The sequence below is a fragment of the Aquincola tertiaricarbonis genome (assembly GCF_023573145.1).
In the GTDB taxonomy this organism is placed as follows: Bacteria; Pseudomonadota; Gammaproteobacteria; order Burkholderiales; family Burkholderiaceae_C; genus Aquincola; species Aquincola tertiaricarbonis_B.
In genome coordinates this window covers 1,371,645-1,389,861 of the sequence record NZ_CP097636.1, presented here as the reverse complement: position 1 = coordinate 1,389,861, position 18,217 = coordinate 1,371,645, and the positions used below count along the sequence as shown (strand labels likewise).

17 protein-coding genes are annotated in these 18,217 nt (G+C 69.0%); 9 read left to right on the top strand and 8 right to left on the bottom strand.

Annotated features, from left to right (window positions below; translation table 11 throughout):
* Positions 1–76: 76 nt before the first annotated feature.
* The 3 genes from MW290_RS20655 to MW290_RS20645 form a co-directional block, all read right to left on the bottom strand.
* Positions 77–1,555, bottom strand: a complete 1,479-nt coding sequence (locus MW290_RS20655) for a Do family serine endopeptidase (protein WP_250199557.1) — start codon at positions 1,553–1,555, stop codon at positions 77–79.
* Between the two features lie 457 nt (positions 1,556–2,012).
* A complete protein-coding gene (locus tag MW290_RS20650; RefSeq protein WP_250199556.1) occupies positions 2,013–3,326 on the bottom strand; it encodes an ATP-binding protein in 1,314 nt (437 codons plus the stop codon).
* A complete protein-coding gene (locus MW290_RS20645) occupies positions 3,323–4,024 on the bottom strand; it encodes a response regulator (RefSeq protein ID WP_250199555.1) in 702 nt (233 codons plus the stop codon). The genes MW290_RS20650 and MW290_RS20645 overlap by 4 nt, the downstream gene beginning before the upstream one ends.
* A 72-nt stretch (positions 4,025–4,096) precedes the next feature.
* Here MW290_RS20645 and MW290_RS20640 point away from each other — a divergent pair, with 72 nt between their 5' ends.
* The 8 genes from MW290_RS20640 to MW290_RS20605 all read left to right on the top strand — a co-directional run bounded on the left by MW290_RS20640 (position 4,097) and on the right by MW290_RS20605 (position 10,779).
* Positions 4,097–4,750: a DsbA family oxidoreductase gene (locus MW290_RS20640; RefSeq protein WP_250199554.1), complete on the top strand. Its 654-nt coding sequence runs from the start codon at positions 4,097–4,099 to the stop codon at positions 4,748–4,750.
* A gap of 88 nt (positions 4,751–4,838) precedes the next feature.
* Positions 4,839–5,186, top strand: a complete 348-nt coding sequence (locus tag MW290_RS20635) for a hypothetical protein (RefSeq protein ID WP_250199553.1) — start codon at positions 4,839–4,841, stop codon at positions 5,184–5,186.
* Positions 5,187–5,375: 189 nt separating this feature from the next.
* On the top strand, positions 5,376–5,831 hold the full coding sequence (locus MW290_RS20630) for a hypothetical protein (protein ID WP_250199552.1): 456 nt from the start codon (positions 5,376–5,378) through the stop codon (positions 5,829–5,831).
* A 105-nt stretch (positions 5,832–5,936) separates the two neighbouring features.
* Positions 5,937–6,860, top strand: a complete 924-nt coding sequence (locus MW290_RS20625) for a hypothetical protein (protein ID WP_310740161.1) — start codon at positions 5,937–5,939, stop codon at positions 6,858–6,860.
* 126 nt (positions 6,861–6,986) lie between these two features.
* On the top strand, positions 6,987–7,658 hold the full coding sequence (locus MW290_RS20620; RefSeq protein ID WP_250199551.1) for a L,D-transpeptidase: 672 nt from the start codon (positions 6,987–6,989) through the stop codon (positions 7,656–7,658).
* 100 nt (positions 7,659–7,758) lie between these two features.
* Positions 7,759–8,553, top strand: coding sequence for an endonuclease/exonuclease/phosphatase family protein (locus MW290_RS20615; RefSeq protein ID WP_250199550.1), 795 nt, complete (start codon positions 7,759–7,761; stop codon positions 8,551–8,553).
* Positions 8,550–9,737, top strand: a complete 1,188-nt coding sequence (gene clsB, locus MW290_RS20610; RefSeq protein WP_250199549.1) for a cardiolipin synthase ClsB — start codon at positions 8,550–8,552, stop codon at positions 9,735–9,737. The genes MW290_RS20615 and clsB overlap by 4 nt, the downstream gene beginning before the upstream one ends.
* A 13-nt stretch (positions 9,738–9,750) precedes the next feature.
* Positions 9,751–10,779 (top strand): lysylphosphatidylglycerol synthase domain-containing protein, encoded by a 1,029-nt coding sequence (locus MW290_RS20605; protein WP_250199548.1) that lies wholly within the window; start codon positions 9,751–9,753, stop codon positions 10,777–10,779.
* On the opposite strand, the gene MW290_RS20600 is transcribed toward MW290_RS20605, so the two are convergent.
* From MW290_RS20600 to MW290_RS20585, 4 genes are all read right to left on the bottom strand, one after another.
* Positions 10,691–11,527, bottom strand: a complete 837-nt coding sequence (locus MW290_RS20600) for an alpha/beta fold hydrolase (RefSeq protein WP_250199547.1) — start codon at positions 11,525–11,527, stop codon at positions 10,691–10,693. The two genes, MW290_RS20605 and MW290_RS20600, sit on opposite strands and share 89 nt — an antisense overlap.
* A 100-nt stretch (positions 11,528–11,627) precedes the next feature.
* Positions 11,628–11,990: an AzlD domain-containing protein gene (locus MW290_RS20595; protein WP_250199546.1), complete on the bottom strand. Its 363-nt coding sequence runs from the start codon at positions 11,988–11,990 to the stop codon at positions 11,628–11,630.
* Positions 11,977–12,708, bottom strand: coding sequence for an AzlC family ABC transporter permease (locus MW290_RS20590; protein ID WP_250199545.1), 732 nt, complete (start codon positions 12,706–12,708; stop codon positions 11,977–11,979). The genes MW290_RS20595 and MW290_RS20590 overlap by 14 nt, the downstream gene beginning before the upstream one ends.
* Positions 12,695–14,746: a helix-turn-helix domain-containing protein gene (locus tag MW290_RS20585; RefSeq protein WP_250199544.1), complete on the bottom strand. Its 2,052-nt coding sequence runs from the start codon at positions 14,744–14,746 to the stop codon at positions 12,695–12,697. The genes MW290_RS20590 and MW290_RS20585 overlap by 14 nt, the downstream gene beginning before the upstream one ends.
* Before the next feature lie 205 nt (positions 14,747–14,951).
* On the opposite strand from MW290_RS20585, the gene argG reads away from it, so the two are divergent.
* On the top strand, positions 14,952–16,301 hold the full coding sequence (argG, locus tag MW290_RS20580) for an argininosuccinate synthase (RefSeq protein ID WP_250199543.1): 1,350 nt from the start codon (positions 14,952–14,954) through the stop codon (positions 16,299–16,301).
* 85 nt (positions 16,302–16,386) lie between these two features.
* Here argG and MW290_RS20575 read toward each other — a convergent pair whose 3' ends face one another.
* Positions 16,387–18,120 carry a hypothetical protein gene (locus MW290_RS20575; protein ID WP_250199542.1) on the bottom strand — a complete coding sequence of 578 codons (1,734 nt, stop codon included), beginning with the start codon at positions 18,118–18,120 and terminating at the stop codon, positions 16,387–16,389.
* Positions 18,121–18,217: the final 97 nt, after the last annotated feature.

Sequence of the window (18,217 nt, the reverse complement as noted above, 5' to 3'; positions counted from 1 at the left end):
TGAGCAGGCGCCGCGGCAGGAGAAGCGGGGCCCGGCCGGCACCCGATGGGCAGGTGCCGGCCGGCCACAGGCGGTATCAGCCCAGCTTCACCGGCACGAAGATGCGTTCACCCTGGCGCTCGATCAGCAGCGCCACGCTCTTGGGCTTGTTCTTCAGCACGCCCTGCACCTGATCGATCGACTGCACCGGCTGACCGTTGACGGCCAGCAGCACGTCGCCCGGCGACACGCCGGCATGGGCGGCCGGGCCGGCGGCCTGCTCCACCACCAGGCCTTCCTGCAGGCCGCTTTGCTGGCGCTCCTGCGGGCTCAGCGGGCGCAGCGCCAGGCCCAGCTTGCCGGGCTCCACGTCGCCCTGGGCATTGGCGGCCTGCTGGTCGGGGTCGTCGGCACGGGCCAGCTTCACTTCCAGGTCGCGCGAGGCCTTGTCACGCCACACCTGCAGCTTGACCTTGTCCCCCGGCGACGAGAGGCCGATGCGGCTGGACAGCGAGCCCGAGCGCTCAATCGGCTCGCCGTTGATCTGCGTGATCACGTCGCCCGCCTTCAGGCCCGCCGATGCCGCCGGGCTGCCGGGCGCCACCTGGGCCACCAGCGCGCCATCGGGCCGCGGCAGGCCGAAGGACTCGGCCAGCGGCGCCGACAGGTCCTGGATGACCACGCCCAGCCGCGCATGCTGCGCGCTGCCGGTGGCCACGATCTGGTCCTTGACCTTCAGCGCCACGTTGATGGGGATGGCGAAGGCCAGGCCCTGATAGCCGCCGGTCTGTGAATAGATCTGCGCATTGATGCCCACCACGCTGCCGCTGGCGTCGAACAGCGGACCGCCCGAGTTGCCGGGGTTCACCGCCGCGTCGGTCTGGATGAAGGGCACGAAGGCATCCCCCGGCAGCGAGCGGCCCTTGGCACTGACGATGCCCTGCGTGGCCGTCTGCTCGAAGCCGTACGGGGCGCCGATGGCCAGCACCGGATCACCGACCTGCAACTGCGCCGGATCACCCAGGCGCACGGTGGGCAGGTTCTTCGCATCCACGCGCAGCACCGCCACGTCGGTGGACTTGTCGCTGCCCAGCACCTTGGCGCGGTACTCGCGCCGGTCCTGTAGCTTGACGGTCACTTCCTTGGCACCGTCCACCACGTGGGCGTTGGTCAGGATCAGGCCATCGGCGCTGACGATGAAGCCGGAGCCCTGGCCGCGGAACGGCACCTCACCGCGCGGCGCCCGCTGCTGGAAGCCCGGGAAGCCGCGGAAGAACTGGGCCATCGGGTCGTCTTCGGCGCTGGTCTTGCGCATGCCTTCCACGGTGACACCGACCACGGCCGGGCCGGCCTGCTGCACGATGGCGCGGAAGTTGGGCGCGCTGGTGGGCGCGATGGGCGCGGCCGGCGCGATGGCCGCCGCCACAGGGCTGGCCTGGGCGGTGACGACGGCGGGCGCCTGGTTGGCGGCGTCGTCCTTGTTCCAGGGCAGCTTGAAGCCGAAGGCGCCGGCACTGGCACCCGCCAGCACGCCAGCGGCGGCGAGGGCACCGACGAGGGGTTTGATTCGGGTCATGGCTTGCTCTCCTTGCTCGGGGCTTTGCGGGGGATTCCGCTTGCTGGCAATGATGGAGAGCGGGGGTGAGCCGGAGATTAGGCGGGGGTGAAGCGAAGATTAAGACTGGCTGGTTTGGGCGGCGCCGTATGTGCTTGATCGCGGCGAGCGGGCGGGGTACTGAGCTCCGGGACTGTCCCCCGGCTTCGGCTGCGCCGAAGCCTCCTCCTTTATGTCCCTGCGCCCAGCACCCCACCCTCTCGCTGGGGCTCGCTGTCGCCTCGGCCGATACACCCTTCGCAGAAGCCACTCAACACAAGCGCTGCGCAAGCCCACGGCACATCCACCCCGTGCAGTGGCCAAGGCCGGGGCCGGCGGGGTGCTTGCCGCAGGGACATAAAGGAGGAGGCTTCGGCGTAGTCGAAGCCGGGGGACAGTCCCGGAGGTAAGCACCCCGCTGGCCCAGCGCGCCAGCACATCAGCCCTCACCTACCAGCGGAAAAACGCAGACAACACGCAACCCACCCAACGGCGAAGTCTCCAACGACAACCGCGCCCCATGCCGGTCGGCCACGCCCTTCACGATGGCCAGCCCGAGCCCGCTGCCACCCGCCGCTTCCATGCCCTGATGCGCCGGCTCGCGCCGCCAGAAGCGGTCGAAGGCCTGGGCGCGGTCGGGCTCGGGGATGCCAGGACCACTGTCGTCCACCGTCAGCACCGCGGCATCGCCTTCACGCTGCACGCTCACCTGCACCGTGGCGCCGGGCGGGCTGTGGCGCAGCGCGTTGTCGGCCAGGTTGCGGGCCAGCGCGGTCAGGCCGGCGTTGTCGCCCTGCACCACCAGGCCCGGCGCCGCGTCCAGCGCCAGCGTGCTGCCACGCGCCAGGGCCAGCGTGGCGCTGTCGGCCAGCGCCTGCTGCACCAGCGCGCCCAGGTCCAGCGGCTTGAGCGTGGGCTGGCGGCTGCCGGGCTCGTTGCGGGCCAGCGTGAGCAGCTGCTCCACCAGGCGCGTGGCGCGGTCCACCCCGGCGGCCAGCGCGGCGGTGGCTTCGGCGCGGGCGGCCTCGTCGCGCACCCGGCCCAGCAGCTGCACCTGCAGCTTCAGTGCGGTGAGCGGCGAGCGCAGCTCGTGCGCCGCGTCGGCCACGAAGGCGCGCTGGGTGTCGAAGGCGGCGCCCAGCCGCTGCAGCAGCGCATTCAGGCTGCCCACCAACGGTGCCACCTCGTCGGGCAGGCCGTCGTCGGGCAGCGGGGCCAGCGATTCGGCGTCACGCAGCTTCACCTCGCGCGACAGGCGCTGCAAGGGGGCCAGCGATCGTTGCACCAGCCAGCCCACGGCCAGCGCCAGCACCGGCGCGATCAGCAGCAGCGGCAGCACCGCGCGCCAGGCGGCGTCGGCGGCCACGCGCTCGCGGATCTGCCGTGGCTGCGCCACCTGGATCACGCGGGTGAAGGTGGCCACGCTGTAGGTGCGCCAGGTCTGGTTGCCCACCTGCACGTCGGCCAGGCCCAGGATGGCGCGCGTGGGCAGCGCCGGGTGCGGGCGCGAGGCATAGATCGCGCGACCGTCCACCGACCAGATCTGCACCACGAAGTCGAGGTCGGCATTGGCGCCGCCAGGCGCGATCTCGCCCTGGTCGCGCAAGGACAGCGCCATCTGCTGCAGCTGGTAGTCGAACAGCGCTTCGGTCTCGTGCAAGGCATTGCGGTAGGTCACGCCGGCCATCACCAGCACCGCCAGCAGCAGCGCGCCCAGCAGCGAAGCCAGCAGGCGCGCGCGGATCGACCTCATGCCTCGGCCTCGGGCGCGGCCGCTTCGCCACGCCGGCCGAGGTAGTAGCCCAGGCCGCGCATGGTGCGGATGACATCCGCGCCCAGCTTGCGGCGCAGCTGGTGGATGTAGACCGAGACGGTGTTGCTCTCCACCTCTTCGCCCCAGCCGTAGAGCTTGTCCTCGAGCTGCTGGCGCGACAGGATGGCGCCGGGCCGCGCCATCAGCGCCTCCAGCAAGGCGAATTCGCGCGCCGACAGCAGCACCGGCGCGCCGTCACGCGCCACTTGCCGCGTGGCCGGGTCCAGCGTGATGCCTTCATGCTGCAGCACCGGCGCGGCGCGGCCGGCATGGCGGCGCAGCACGGCGCGCATGCGGGCGGCCAGTTCGTCCAGCTCGAAGGGCTTGACCAGGTAGTCGTCGGCGCCGGCGTCCAGCCCGGCCACGCGGTCTTCCAGCGCGTCGCGCGCGGTGAGCACGATCACCGGCGTCAGGTCGCCACGGGCGCGCATCTGGCGCAGCACGTCCAAGCCGCTGCCCAGGCGCTCGGGCTCGGGCAGGCCCAGGTCCAGCAGCACCAGCGCAAAGGCCTCGCTGCCCAGCGTGTGCAGCGCGGCGCGCGCGTCGTACACCCAGTCCACGGCATGCCCTTCCAGCCGCAGCGCCTGGCGCAGCGTGCTGCCGATCATTCGGTCGTCTTCCACCAACAGGAGTCGCATGGCGCGCAAGGATAGTGGTCTTGCGCAACGGTGATGCAATACGTGGATTGCTGACTTGCGACGCCCTGCCCCATGAAGATCGATTTCGTCTCCGACGTCTCCTGCCCGTGGTGCGCCATCGGCCTCACCTCGCTCGAATCGGCGCTGGCCGAGCTGGAGGGTGAGATCGCGGTGGACCTGCACTTCCAGCCCTTCGAGCTCAACCCCGACATGGCGCCCGAAGGCGAAGACATCAACGAGCACCTGACGCGCAAGTACCGCACCGGCGCCGACCAGAACGCCGCCAACCGAGAGACCATCCGCCAGCGGGGCGAGCAGGTGGGCTTCAACTTCAACATGGGTGAGCGCACCCGCATCTACAACACCTTCGACGCCCACCGGCTGCTGCACTGGGCGGGCCTGCAGCCCGACACCACGCTGCAGCTGGCGCTGAAGAAGGGCCTGCTGGCCGCCTACTTCACCCAGGGCTGCAACCCGTCGGACCACGAGGTGCTGGTGGACGTGGCCGGGCAGGCAGGCCTGGACCCCGAAGCAGCCCGCGAGGTGCTGGCCAGCGGCGAGTATGCGGACGAGGTGCGCGAGGCCGAGCAGTACTGGCAGGCGCAAGGCATACGGGCGGTGCCATCGGTGGTGGTGAACCACCGCCACCTGCTGGAGGGCGGCCAGCCGCCGGAGGTGTATCTGCAGGTGCTGCGCCAGATAGCCGCGGAGAGCGGTGCAGACTGACTTCATACCTTGAACTCACGCGCCCTGCCCGCAGTTGGTGTGCATGGCCGGTGTTTCCGGCCCCACTCACCACCGCAAGGACGCATCAATGGCCGCCTCTTCTAGCTCTTCTCCCGCCCGCTCGGCCGAGCTGCGGGCCCGCCTGGAAACCATCATCGCGCTGGCCCGCCTGCTGGAACGGCTGGAGAACCAGCCTGGCTCCGCATCGCCGTCGCAGTACCAGCAGCTGGTGGCGCGGCTGAAAGCGCTGCTGCAGGAAGACGGCCTGCCGCAGCAGGCGCTGGATGCGGTGCTGGCCGCCCACCCGGCCACCGCCGAGCTGTACGAGAACCTGCACTACGAGCATTCGGGGCTGTGCCGTTCGCCGCTGGAACTGTCCGTGGCCGCCGAAACCCAGGTGGCCAGCATGCTCTCGCGCCTGGCCAAGCGGCACTGACGCGGCCCGCGTGCCGGCCCCTGCCGATACACCGTATCCACCGGTAATCGGCGGTCATCGGCACCCCCGCCAACGCGGTCCTGCTGTCCTACAACCGTCGGCGCAGGCGGCCGACGGACCCGCTTGACCGGGACTCCTAGAGTGATTCCAGGCCGGACACAGGCCTTCACCACCACTAGGAGTACGGACATGAGCACCAAGCAATCGATCACCGCGATCATCGCCGCCGCCGCGCTGGCAGGCTCTTTCGGCCTGGCAGTGGCCCAGGGTTCTGCCACTTCCACGCCCGGTACCACCAACAGCCAGATGAGCAGCGGCAGCCAGAACGGCACGCAGCCGAACAACAGCATGTCCAGCGGCTCCACGACCAGTGGCACCACCAGCGGCTCCACCGCCGCCCCCAGCGCCCGTACCGACGCGGGCACGATGAACAGCAACACCAACCCGCGCGGCACCGGCACGCAGGAAAACAACAGCAACCAGGTCACCAACGGTGGCACGGGTGCAACGGGCTCCAGCACCGGCACCATGAACAACAGCGGCAGCACCTCGGGTTCGACCTCGGGCAGCACGATGGACAACTCGTCCAACAGCAACATGGGCACGATGAACGGCCAGCGCCCGGCCCGCGCCGACCGCAACTGATGATGCGGTGACCCCGGCAGCGCCCCGTGGCGCGCCGGGCTTGAGAAGGCGGGAGCCCGGCGTCGACGTCGCGGCTCCCTTGTTGCCATGTGCCGGGAACACGCGATGAAGCCGACCCCACGCCCCGACCCTGCCGCGCTTCCATCCGCAGCCGCACCGCGCCTGCGACCGGCTGACACGGCGGCTGGCCGCCTGCGCCCCACGCTGCCCGCCGCGGATACCGACGCCCGCCCCCGCTGCGAGGTGGTGGAAGGCGTGCAACGCGGCCTGCTGGTGGCCGCCGCCGTGCTGGTGCTCACGCTGCCGCCGGTAGGCCGCGCGCTCGACCTGCTGCCCGCGCACGACCCGGCGCCCACCCTGCTGGCGATGGCCAGCCACACCGCGCCCGGCACGCTGCCCCTGCCGGCGGGGTTGCCGGAGCCCCGGCTGGCCGACTTCGGCGACCAGCAACCTTCACCCGACGCACGCCACGTGGCCAACTGGTCGGTGGATGCCGGCGACCATGGCGACCGGCCCTTCGTCATCGTCGACAAGGCCGATGCCCGCGTCTACGTGTTCGACGCACAGGGCCGCCTGTCCGGCAGCACGCCGGTGCTGCTGGGCGCCGCCAAGGGCGACGACTCGGTGCCCGGCATTGGCGATCGGCCTATACCGCTGGTCAAACCCGAAGAGCGCACCACGCCCGCGGGCCGCTTCATCGGCGAACGCGGCAGCAACGCCACCGGCGAAGACGTGGTGTGGGTGGACTACGACGCCGCCGTTTCCATGCACCGTGTGCGTCCGCTGGTGGCGGCCGAGCGCCGGCTGCAGCGGCTGGCCAGCCCCACGCCGGCGGACAACCGCATCTCCTACGGCTGCATCAACGTGCCGGTGGCGTTTTTTGAAGCGCAGATCGAGCCGCTTTTCCGCCAGGGCAAGGCCGTGATCTATGTGTTGCCTGAGACGCGGCCGGTGCAAGCGGTGTTTCAGTCGTACGACGTGCAGGCCCGCCACACCGCCGTCCGCGCACCGGTGACGCCTCCGGGTTGACCCGTAGACGGACAGTGAAACAGCGGCCAAGTGCGGTCTTTTCCCTGAGTTACATCCGCTTTCCGCTGGGTACCATGCGGCGCGGTGCCGATAGGCACTGTTCGCACAGCCCCCGTGGAAAGCCAGATGTCCTTGGTGCACCGCCGCTCGCTTACCTTTGCCCTCAGCGCCCTGCTGGCCGCCGCCGCCAGCCCTTGCGTGCTGGCGCACACCCGCCCCTCCGGTTCGCCGTCGGCAAGCAGCCCTGCCACCGACCAAGCCTGGCAGCACATCGTCGAGGCCTTCGACCACCGTGGACTGCCCTTCGCCATCGTCGACAAGCAGCAGGCCATGCTCAGCGTGTTCGATGGCCGTGGCCGGCCCATCGCCCGCACGCCCGTGTTGCTGGGGCTGGCACCGGGCGACGACAGCACGCCCGGCGTGGGCCAGCGTGCCCAGCAGGGCACGATGGCGCCGCAGGAGCGCACCACGCCGGCCGGCCGCTTCGAGGCTGAGCCCGGCCGCAACGTGCAGGGCGAAGACATCGTGTGGCTGGACTACGAAGCGGCCTTCGCCATCCACCGGCTGCGGCCCGGCCCCTCGAAGCAGGCGCGCGAGCAGCGGCTGGCCTCGACCCGGCTGGCCGACCGCCGGGTGTCGCTGGGCTGCGTGGTGGTGCCGGTGGCCTTTTATGAAAGCGTGATCGCCCCGGTGCTGGGCCGCGGCCGGAGCGTGGTGTACGTGCTGCCTGAAACCCGACCGCTGCACACCTTGTTTGCACGCGGCGCCGCAGCGCCGGTGCGCACCGCCGCGCGCTGATTCGGCGCTTCGCCACGCGCGCGCGGCGCGCTCTCCTACAGCTTGCACAGGGGCGCGTCGGTACAAATCGGGGGATGGTTACCACCCCTGCCACGCACCGATGAGCGCCCTGGCCGAAGCTCCTGCCGACCAGGCACCGGGCACCGCCACCCAGGCGGTGACCACCCGCGTGCTGACGGTCAACACCCACAAGGGTTTCACCTTCTTCAACCGCAAGTTCATCCTGCATGAGCTGCGCGAGGCGGTGCGCAACGTGTCCGCCGACGTCGTGTTCCTGCAGGAAGTGCTGGGCACGCACACCCGCCACTCCACGCGCTGGGCCGGCTGGCCCGAGGCGCCGCACTACGAGTTCCTGGCCGATGAGATCTGGCCCGAATTCGCGTACGGCCGCAACGCGGTGTACCCGCACGGCCACCACGGCAACGCGGTGCTGTCCAAGTACCCGATCGAGCACTACGAGAACCTGGACGTGTCGATTGCCGGGCCCGAGAAGCGCGGCCTGCTGCACTGCGTGCTCAAGCTGACCGATGGGCGCCGCCTGCATGCCATCTGCGTACACCTGGGGCTGCAGGAGCGCCACCGCGTCAAGCAGCTGCAGTTGCTGTGCCAGATGATGCACAAGCGCATCCCGGACGACGCGCCGGTGGTGGTGGCCGGCGACTTCAACGACTGGCGCGTGCGCGCCCACGGCATCCTGGCGCGGGCCGGCCTGCGCGAGGTGTATGCCCATGCCACCGGCGCTTCGGCGCGCAGCTTTCCGGCGGCTTTCCCGATGCTGCAGCTGGACCGCATCTACGTGCGCAATGCGCGTGTGCATGCGCCCATCATCCTGCCCAAGAAGCCCTGGAACCACCTGTCGGACCATGCGCCGTTGGCGGCGGAGATCGCGGTATGAGCAATCGTTGGGTGGCGGGCAACCGCTTCGAGCTGCTGGAGAACGGCGAGGGCTTCTACCCCCGCGTGTTCGAGGCCATCGCCTCTGCGCAGCAGGAGGTCTACGTCGAGACCTTCATCCTGTTCGACGACAAGGTGGGCCGGGGCCTGCATGAAGCCCTGCTCAGCGCCGCGCGCAACGGTGCCAAGGTGCATCTGCTGATCGACGGCTTCGGCTCGCCCGACCTGACGCCCGCCTTCACCGACCCGCTGCGCGAAGCCGGCGTCGAGCTGCATGTGTTCGACCCCGCACCGCCCATCCTCGGCTGGCGGCGCAACATGCTGCGCCGCATGCACCGCAAGATCGTGGTGATCGACGGCAAGCAGGCTTTCGTGGGCGGCATCAACTATTCGGCCGACCACCTGGCCGACTACGGCCCCGAGGCCAAGCAGGACTATGCGGTGGAGGTGCACGGCCCCATCGTCGGCCACATCTACGCCTTCACCAAGGCCGCGGCGCGGGTGGTGCAGCCCAGCCGCCGCTGGCTGCGCCGCGCCAAGCCCGAGGCGGAGAAGGCGCTGGACCCGGCGGGCGAGGCCCAGGCCCTGTTCATCACGCGCGACAACCGCGACCACACCACCGACATCGAACGCCACTACCGCGCGGCCATCCGCTCGGCGCGCGAGCGGGTGGTCATCGCCAACGCCTACTTCTTTCCGGGCTACCGCTTCATCCGCGAGCTGCGCAATGCGGCGCGCCGCGGCGTGGAGGTGGTGCTGATCCTGCAGGGCGAGCCCGACATGCCCATCGCCAAGGCAGCCGCGGAAACGCTGTATGCCAACCTGCTGAAGGCCGGCGTGCGCATCTTCGAGTACTGCGAACGGCCGCTGCACGGCAAGGTGGCGCTGGTGGACGACGAATGGTCCACCGTGGGCTCCAGCAACCTCGATCCGCTGAGCCTCTCGCTCAACCTGGAGGCCAACGTCGTCATCCGCGACCGCGACTTCAACGGCACCTTGCACGGCCGCCTGAAGCACCTGATGGACAACGCCTGCAAGGAAGTGGACGCCAGCCAGATCGACCCGCCCAGCCTGTGGTCGATGATCCGCAGCTACGTGGTCTTCCACTTCATCCGCAAGTTTCCGCGCTGGGCGCCGCGGCTGCCGCAACTCACGCGGCCGACGGTGGCGCCGCTGCGGCTGTAGCCGGGGCTCGCTGATGGACCAACCGAAGGGCCGGGGCATCACCGCCCGCGCCTGGTGGCCCTGGGCGCGGCGCATCGCCACGCTGGCCTTCTTCAGCCTGGTGGTGTGGCTGCTGTTCAAGCAGGCCCGCACCATCGACTGGGCGCAGGTGTGGCAGGCGGCGGCCAACCACCCGCTGCCCGCGCTGCTGCTGGCGGCCGGCCTGGGCATCGCCAGCCATCTGCTGTACAGCAGCTTCGACCTGCTGGGCCGGCACTACACCGGCCACCGGCTGCCTGCGCGGCAGGTGATGCTCACCACCTTCATCAGCTACGCCTTCAACCTCAACCTGGGCTCTTTGGTGGGGGGCGTGGCCTTCCGCTTCCGGCTGTACTCGCGGCTGGGGCTGGACAACGCCCGCATCGGCCGCATCCTGGGCATCAGCATGCTCACCAACTGGCTGGGCTACCTGGTGCTGGCGGGCGCGGTGTTCGCCTCGGGCCTGCTGGAAGTGCCGGCCGAGTGGCGCATCGCCGGGCCGCCGCTGCAGTGGCTGGGTGGGGCCTTGCTGCTGGCCGCGGCGGGCTACCTGCTGGCCTGCTTTGCCTCGAAGCGGCGGCTGCTGGTGGTGCGCGGGCATGAGCTGCCGCTGCCCACCGGGCGCATGGCGCTGCTGCAGCTGGTGATGTCTTGCACCAACTGGATGTTGATGGGCGCCATGGTGTGGACGCTGCTCGACCAGCGCATCGGCTACCCCACGGTGCTGGGCGTGCTGCTCATTGCCGCCATCGCCGGCGTGGTCACGCACGTGCCCGCCGGCCTGGGCGTGCTGGAGGCGGTGTTCGTCACCCTGCTGTCCGACCGCATTCCGGCCGGTGAGCTGCTGGCTTCGCTGCTGATCTACCGCGCGATGTACTACCTGGTGCCGCTGGCGCTGGCCACGCTGCTGCACCTGACGATCGAGGCGCGGGCGCTCAAGGCGAAGGGGCGTGGCTTGCCGCCGCCGGCCCCGCCGCCGCGGCCGACACCGGCGCGGCCAGCCACTCGAGCACCGCTGCATTGAACTCGGCCGGCCGGCCCACCATCACCCAGTGGCCGGTGGGCAGGCCCACCACACGGTTGCCCGGCTGGGCGGCCAGCTTCTGCAGCCACGCTTTGCTGTGGAACATGAAGGGCTTGCGCTCGCCGTAGAAGAACAGCATCGGGCAGCTGGGCGCAAAGGCCTTGGGGCGGCCGAAGCCGCCAGCCTCCTTGAACCACTGCACGGCATAGGGGTAGCCCATCTGCGCGCCGATGCGTTCCTGCGGCGCCGGGGCGCGGAACAGCTTGGCGGTGCGCCGGGCGATGGCGTCGCCCACGCTGCCGCGCAGCTTCCAGGCGCTGGCCAGCGTGAGCTGGTAGGCCATCGCGCCCAGCTTGCCCTTGGTGCCCATCTCCTGCAGGTTGGCGCGTGAGCCGGCATCGCCGATGTCCACGCCGATCAGCCGCTGCACCCGCTGCGGGTGGCGCGCCAGGTACTGGTAGCCGTAGAAGCAGCCCCAGTCGTGCACCAGCAGGATCACCGGCCTGCCCGGGCTCACCCGGTCCACCACCGCGGCGATGGCGCCGATGACCTCGTCCAGGCTGTAGGCGCGCGAAATCGGGCGGCTGATGTCGAAGCCCGGCAGCGTGAAGCGCACGCAGCGGTACCGGCCCTTGAAGGCGGCCACCTGCGCGTCCCACAGGTGGTGGGTGTCTGGCCAGCCGTGCACCATCACGATGGTGTCGGTGCCGGTGCCTTCTTCGATGATCTCGACCTGGGGTATTGGCATGGGCATGTGTCAAGTGAGCGCAGGAAAGCAAGAGTACACGCGACCCGGACGCCAGCACCTGTCGCGATGACGACTCGGCGTGCGAAAAATGGGCCTCAGCTCAGAAGGCATTCAGCAGTGCTTTGGTCACACCGTACACCAGCGCACCTGCCAGCATTGCCCCCACCAAGCCGCCCAGACGCGCCCTTGTGACCCAGACGGCCAGCAGGCCGACGGCCACCGCCACAGCCGCCTCGTCAGGCCGCTGTTCATGGCCGCGGGCCAGCGGCCACACGCTGACCACCAACAACGTGCCCAATGCCGACGGCCCGATGGCCGTCGTGAACGCGGACCACCACCGAGCCAGGGAACTGGCCCACGGAGTGGGGGAACGCCGCTGTGCGATGAATGGCAGGGTACGCAACAACAGCGTGCCGGCACCGCAGGCCAGCACCGTCCAGTCGATGCCATCAGGCCACGACACCGGATCCCTCCTTTCGCTGTACACAGGCACCGGCAGCAGCCCCAGCAAGCATCGCCAGCGGCACGACGACAGCGCCCGGCAACCGCGGCAACAGCAGGCAAGTCACGACGACGGCGCAGGAGGCAGGCACCAACCACCCAGCCCCCAGGCCCAGCATGAGCGCCAGGAACAAGCCTGGCAGCACAAAAGCCAGCATGTCGGCCAGCAAAGGCAGCTGCGCGACGAGTTGCACCCCCATGGCCAGTCCTGAGGCGGTCCCAGCCAGCCAGCCGGCATAAGCGCCCAACTGCAGGCCGATCAGCCACCGCGCACGGTCTGCGGGGCCTACCTGCGGCAACTGGCTGATGGCCGTTGCGAAGACTTCGTCGGTCAAACCGAAGGCCAGGGCCGGCGCCGGTGGCCGGGGCTGGCCAGCGGGCAGCAAGGCAGCAACCGGCGCGCCGTACAGCAGGTGCCGTGCGTTCATCAGCATCACCGTGGGCAATACCGTCAACAGACCGCCCCCGCCTGACAGCAAACCGACCATGACGAACTGGCTGCCGCCCGCAAACACCAGCGCGGATATCAGCAAGGCCGTGGACGCCGGCAGCCCGGCCTGCAACGCCGCCAACCCGAACGAGAACGCGACCGGCAGATAGCCGGTGACGATGGGCAAGCTGGCCACCAGCCCACGAAAGCCCGCGCTCTGGCGCATCCCGGCCCGCTCAGGCGTGACCATCGGCATCCTTTGGCTTGGTGAAGGTGAAGAGGTGCGTACCACCGCCCATGTCGTCGTGGCCCGTCGTGGCGAACAAGCGCCGGTGGCGCAACAGGGTGAAACCGGCCATCCGGGCCAGGGCGAGAAAGTGGCGGGGGTGTGTCTTGCGTTCTACCTCATAGTCGAACCCGGCCACCATGGCCTGCCATTCAAGACGGAAGAAGCGCAGCACTGCCCCCAGCAGATCGCCCTGAGCAGAAGGGCTCGCCACGGCGTGCAGGCGTGGCGCCAGGCTGCGGCACAGCTCAACGGCTTGCGCCGTACGCCCGCCCTCCACCCAGAGCAGGGCATCCGTCAGCGTGCGCCGCACATCGCGGTAAAGGCGTCCGGCGGCGTCATCCTGCGAGGGCCAGCACGGGCCCAGCCAAGCCATCATCGCCACGAGGTACGCGCCGTGATGCCGCACCAAACCCGCCTGCCGCTCAAGGGCGCTGGAAAAAGCAGGCAGAAACTCGTCGGCGACCACCAGCACACCCCCTGGCTGCAGCAGCGTCATCGCCTTCTGCAGCATGAATGCGGTGTTGAAGTGGTGTGACGCACCCGTGGAAGTCACGACGCTGAGGCTGGCTGCAGGCAGCTCCATGGACAGGAAATCACCTTGGTGCAGTTCGATCCCGCGATGGCCACGCACGTTGTGCACGAGGCACCCAAAGGCCACCGGATCAGGCTCCACCGCCAAGGTCTGAAGGTGGGGCAACAACTCCTTGAGCATCAGCAAAGGCAAGCCGGGTCCAGTCCCGACGTCCAGTGTCTGCAGCGGCTCAGCCTGGGGGACAAACTCCTGGATGTCCTGCGCCATCGCAACCACCTGCCGGGCATAGGCGGGGTGCAGCAGTTCATACGCGTCGTAGTGAGCAACGTCGATACGGCTGGAGAAGGAGCCATCCTCAACAGCGTCGTTGGAAGCGAGTTTGCCAACACGGGGCGAGGTGACAGTGGCGGCAGCGCCAACGCGGGTCGGCACGAGCCTCTGGCCGCGCTGCAGCAGCACCTCCACGCCCAGCGACTCCAGCAACATCGACGCACCGCCGACGTGGCATAACGCCGAATCGCGCTCATCGGCGGTCAGTTGGCGCGCAGGTGCTTCGGCCCATGCCGACAGACGTTGCGCCGCAGCCCAAATGGGCGACATGGTTTGCATGCGCGATTCACGCAGGGAAAAAGCCGACGTCGCCAACAATGGCAGGGCTGCGACGAAGGCGCCGTCGGCATCGGTGTCTGCGAACGCCATGACAGGCCACCGATGCTCTGGTTGACGCGCGCCCACCAGGCCCAGCAGCGGCTTCAGCGCGGCAGCTCGATCCAGCGGTGCACCGCGAAATCGCAAGCGCCCACCGCACAACCCGTTGGACGTGTCGATCAACAGTCGATCCACCAGCGCGCCGGCGCCTTCCAGGAGACGAGCATCGCCGGGCCAGTCCACCGTGCGCAGCGCGCTGTCGATGCCTGCCAGACCTGGCGGGTACTGCACCACCACCAGGGCTTTGGCCGCCGAATGCGCTGCGTAGATGTGCGGCACGTCTGCTGCAAAAACCAGCGTCTCACCTGCGCGCAGCAGCACAGGCCGAGCCAGGGTGCCCACCAGAAGTGCGCCCGACAACACAGTCACGCGCTCTTGCACGCCCTGTGTATGGGGCTCGGCTTCGCGGCGGTAGCCCGCCGCCAATTCCACGGCGTACACCTCAACCACCGGCAGGTCGTCATCCGACTGGCTTCGTTCGATTAATCGAACGGTCGAGCCCTCGCCTTTCAGTTCGGCAGAGAGGCCATCAGCCCCTTGGCCATGGGCCTGCGCCTCCTGCACAAGCCGCCCGAACGTCACCCCCAACGCGTCCGCCGTCGCCCACAGCGTCTCAACGGTCGGATTACCCTCTCCCGACTCGAGGCTGGAGAGCGTCGATTTGGCGACGCCACTGAGTTCGGCGAGCCCGCTGATAGACAGACCTCTTTCCCGCCTCAGCAGGCTGAGATTGAGCCCGATTTGCTTGATGTGCCCCAAAGTCGTCCTCCAAAATGGAATCTTTGTACTTTATATCGAACAACTGTCATCACAGGGCTGCACTGACTGGCAAAAAGTACCCAACATCCAACGCCGCCAACCCGCTTGCTCAACCTTGATCGCGCATGCGCGATCAAGCCGGCTGAGCGCAGCGCCTAGACTTGAGGGTTTTCCGAATTCCCAGCTCCACCCTCGAAAGACCATCGTGGCCGCGACCATCCTGCAAAACCTTCCCGCCGGCGAGCGCGTCGGCATCGCCTTCTCGGGCGGCCTGGACACCAGCGCCGCCGTGCACTGGATGCGCGCCAAGGGCGCCATCCCCTGCGCATACACGGCCAACCTGGGCCAGCCCGACGAGAGCGACTACGAAGAGATTCCGCGCAAGGCCAAGGCCTACGGCGCCGACATCGCCCGCCTGATCGACTGCCGCCCGCAGCTGGTGGCCGAAGGCATCGCCGCCATCCAGTGCGGCGCCTTCCACATCTCCACCGGCGGCGCCACCTACTTCAACACCACGCCGCTGGGCCGGGCCGTGACCGGCACCGCGCTGGTGGTGGCCATGCGTGAAGACGGCGTCAACATCTGGGGCGACGGCAGCACCTACAAGGGCAACGACATCGAGCGCTTCTACCGCTACGGCCTGCTGGCCAACCCGGCGCTGCGCATCTACAAGCCCTGGCTGGACCAGACCTTCATCGACGAGCTGGGCGGCCGCAAGGAGATGAGCGAATACCTCATCGCCAACGGCTTCGACTACAAGATGAGCGTCGAGAAGGCCTACAGCACCGACAGCAACATGCTGGGCGCCACGCACGAGGCCAAGGACCTGGAGTTCCTGAACGCCGGCATGAACATCGTCAAGCCCATCATGGGCGTGGCCTTCTGGCGCGACGACGTGGCGGTGAAGGCCGAGACGGTGAGCGTGCGCTTCGAGGAAGGCGTGCCGGTGGCGCTGAACGGCATGACCTTCGCGAATGCGGTGGCGCTGTTCGAAGAGGCCAACCGCATCGGCGGCCGCCACGGCCTCGGCATGTGCGACCAGATCGAGAACCGCATCATCGAAGCCAAGAGCCGCGGCATCTACGAAGCCCCGGGCATGGCGCTGCTGCACATCGCCTACGAGCGGCTGGTGACCGGCATCCACAACGAAGACACCATCGAGCAGTACCGCGTCAACGGCCGCAAGCTGGGCCGCCTGCTGTACCAGGGCCGCTGGTTCGACCCGCAATGCATGATGCTGCGTGAATCGGCCCAGCGCTGGGTGGCCCGCGCCATCACCGGCGAAGTGACGCTGGAACTGCGCCGCGGCAACGACTACTCCATCATGGACACGGTGAGCGAGAACCTGACCTACCAGCCCGAGCGGCTGAGCATGGAAAAGGTGGAAGGCGCCTTCACCCCCGCCGACCGCATCGGCCAGCTGACGATGCGCAACCTGGACATCCAGGACACGCGGCAGAAGCTGGGCATCTACACCCGCGTGGGGCTGCTGGGTGCAGGCTCGGAAGGCAGCATTCCGCTGCTGACCTCGGGTGGGGATGAGCCGCAGGCTTGAGCGTCTGCTGCTCTGCCGAGTAAGAGGGGCCGCAGCATGCGGCCCCTTCCTTTTGGCGGCGCTGGCCGGCTCGTGCCAGCCACCCTCACGCCCGCGCGAGCGCCTCCACACTGCCCAACAGGCTCTCCCCCTGCATCTGGCCACCGCCGGTGGCGTGTTTCAGGTAGCCCTGCATCAGCGTGTCGTGGCTTATCAGCGGCATGAAGCGGAAGCCGCTCTGGCGCATGTAGTCGACGCCGTGGCGCTTCAGGCGGCCGAAGTAGTCGTCTGCCTTCAGCACCTGTTCGCCAGAATTGGCCTTCATCCGCGGACTGGCGTCGTCGGTGAACAGGTTGAGCAGCGTCATCCAGTTGCCAGCCAGGCCGGAGTTCAGCGTCAGCATCGGAATCAGTGGGCTGGCCTCGCAGCCGCGCTGGAAAAAGGCGCCGAAGCGCGCGCTGTTGTTGATCAGCCTGTGGCTGTCCTTGGAGCCGGCATACACGCCATCCACCTGTTGCACCTGCTTTTTCTCGAGCACGTACAGGCGCCGTGCATCCTCCAGGAAGCGCTGGATGGCCGATTGCTCCAGCAGGCGCGACACGATGCGCACCATCCAGTCGACCGCCCCGATGATGACCGAGACCAGGCTGCCCAGCCCGGGCAGGAACACGCTGATGGCGGCCTTGGCCGCACCGACCAGCGCCTCGGCCAGACCGCGGAAGACGCCCTTGCTCATCTGCGACTCGATGGCGTTGGCGATCTGGGCCGGGTGGCCCGCCTGCAGGTCCAGGTGCCGGCGATCCAACCAGGATCGCACGCGGCTGCAGGCGTCGCCGATGGAGCGGGCCAGGCCGGTGGCCACGTCGACCGCACCGCCAAGGAACGGGACCGCGTTCTTCATCACCAGGTCGGCGGCCACCCTGACGGCGGCCTTCACCAGCATGCCCAGGTAGCGAGCGGCCTCCAGGTCGCCCTTGCGGTACCAGGCGCGCTGGATCGCCTGGCCCACCTGGCTGAGCGCGCCCCAGACCTTGTCCCAGAGTTGGCGCACGGCGTCGACGGCCAGCGCGCCCAGGGTCACGGGGGCTGCCAGCGCAACCGTACCGGCCATGCGCAGGTAGCGCCCCGCGTCGAGGTTGCTGGACAGCGAGCTTGACAGCGCGAACAGCGCCGCCGAGGTGGTGGGCAGGTACTGCGACCGGGGTTGCGGCTGCGGCGGTGCCGAGGGGGACTGGCCCACGTTGACGATGGCCTTGCCCGCATGCATCGCCACCTTGCCCGCCAGGGCCAGCTGCTCCGCCTTTACCGCCGTTCCCATGACGGGCGCAGTGAACACGGCGCGGGTGCCATCGGCAGCGCTGGTGGTCTTGCTGATGTCCGTGGTCAGGCCCACCCCCACCACGCCGGCGGCAGCCGACACGGACTCGACCACCGAGGTGAACGGGTCGAGTTCCACCTTGATGTTGGCCAGGAAGTACAGCACCCCCAGGCGCGCGCTGGGGATCTCGATGTTCCGGATGCGGTCCGCCGCACGGCGGTCCAGCTCGGCTGCCTTCGCCGCTGATAGCTTGTTCGGATTGACCTCCTCGAAGAGGTACGAAAGCAGGCCGCCACTGACCACATCGCGTTCGCACTCGTTCCAGTACCGGCCGTGGGCTGCGCGGTAGGCCTTGAGCGCCTCGTACAAGGCATCGGCGTTTTCGCTCGACCTGTGGGCGTAATAGGCGTCGTAGGCCTTGTCCATCGCCAGCGTGGTGCCGCTGCGCGCACTCAGCGCCAGCGAAGTGCGGGCACGAAATTCGTGGGGGGTGACGAGTTTCAGCGGTCCCTTGTAGCCCATGACGTCCTTCTCTCGTGATGGCGCGAACCCCGCGCCGGGTGGCAACGCGTTTTGTTACGACTGTAAGCGAGGCCCATGGCGCCCCGTGCACCCCTCG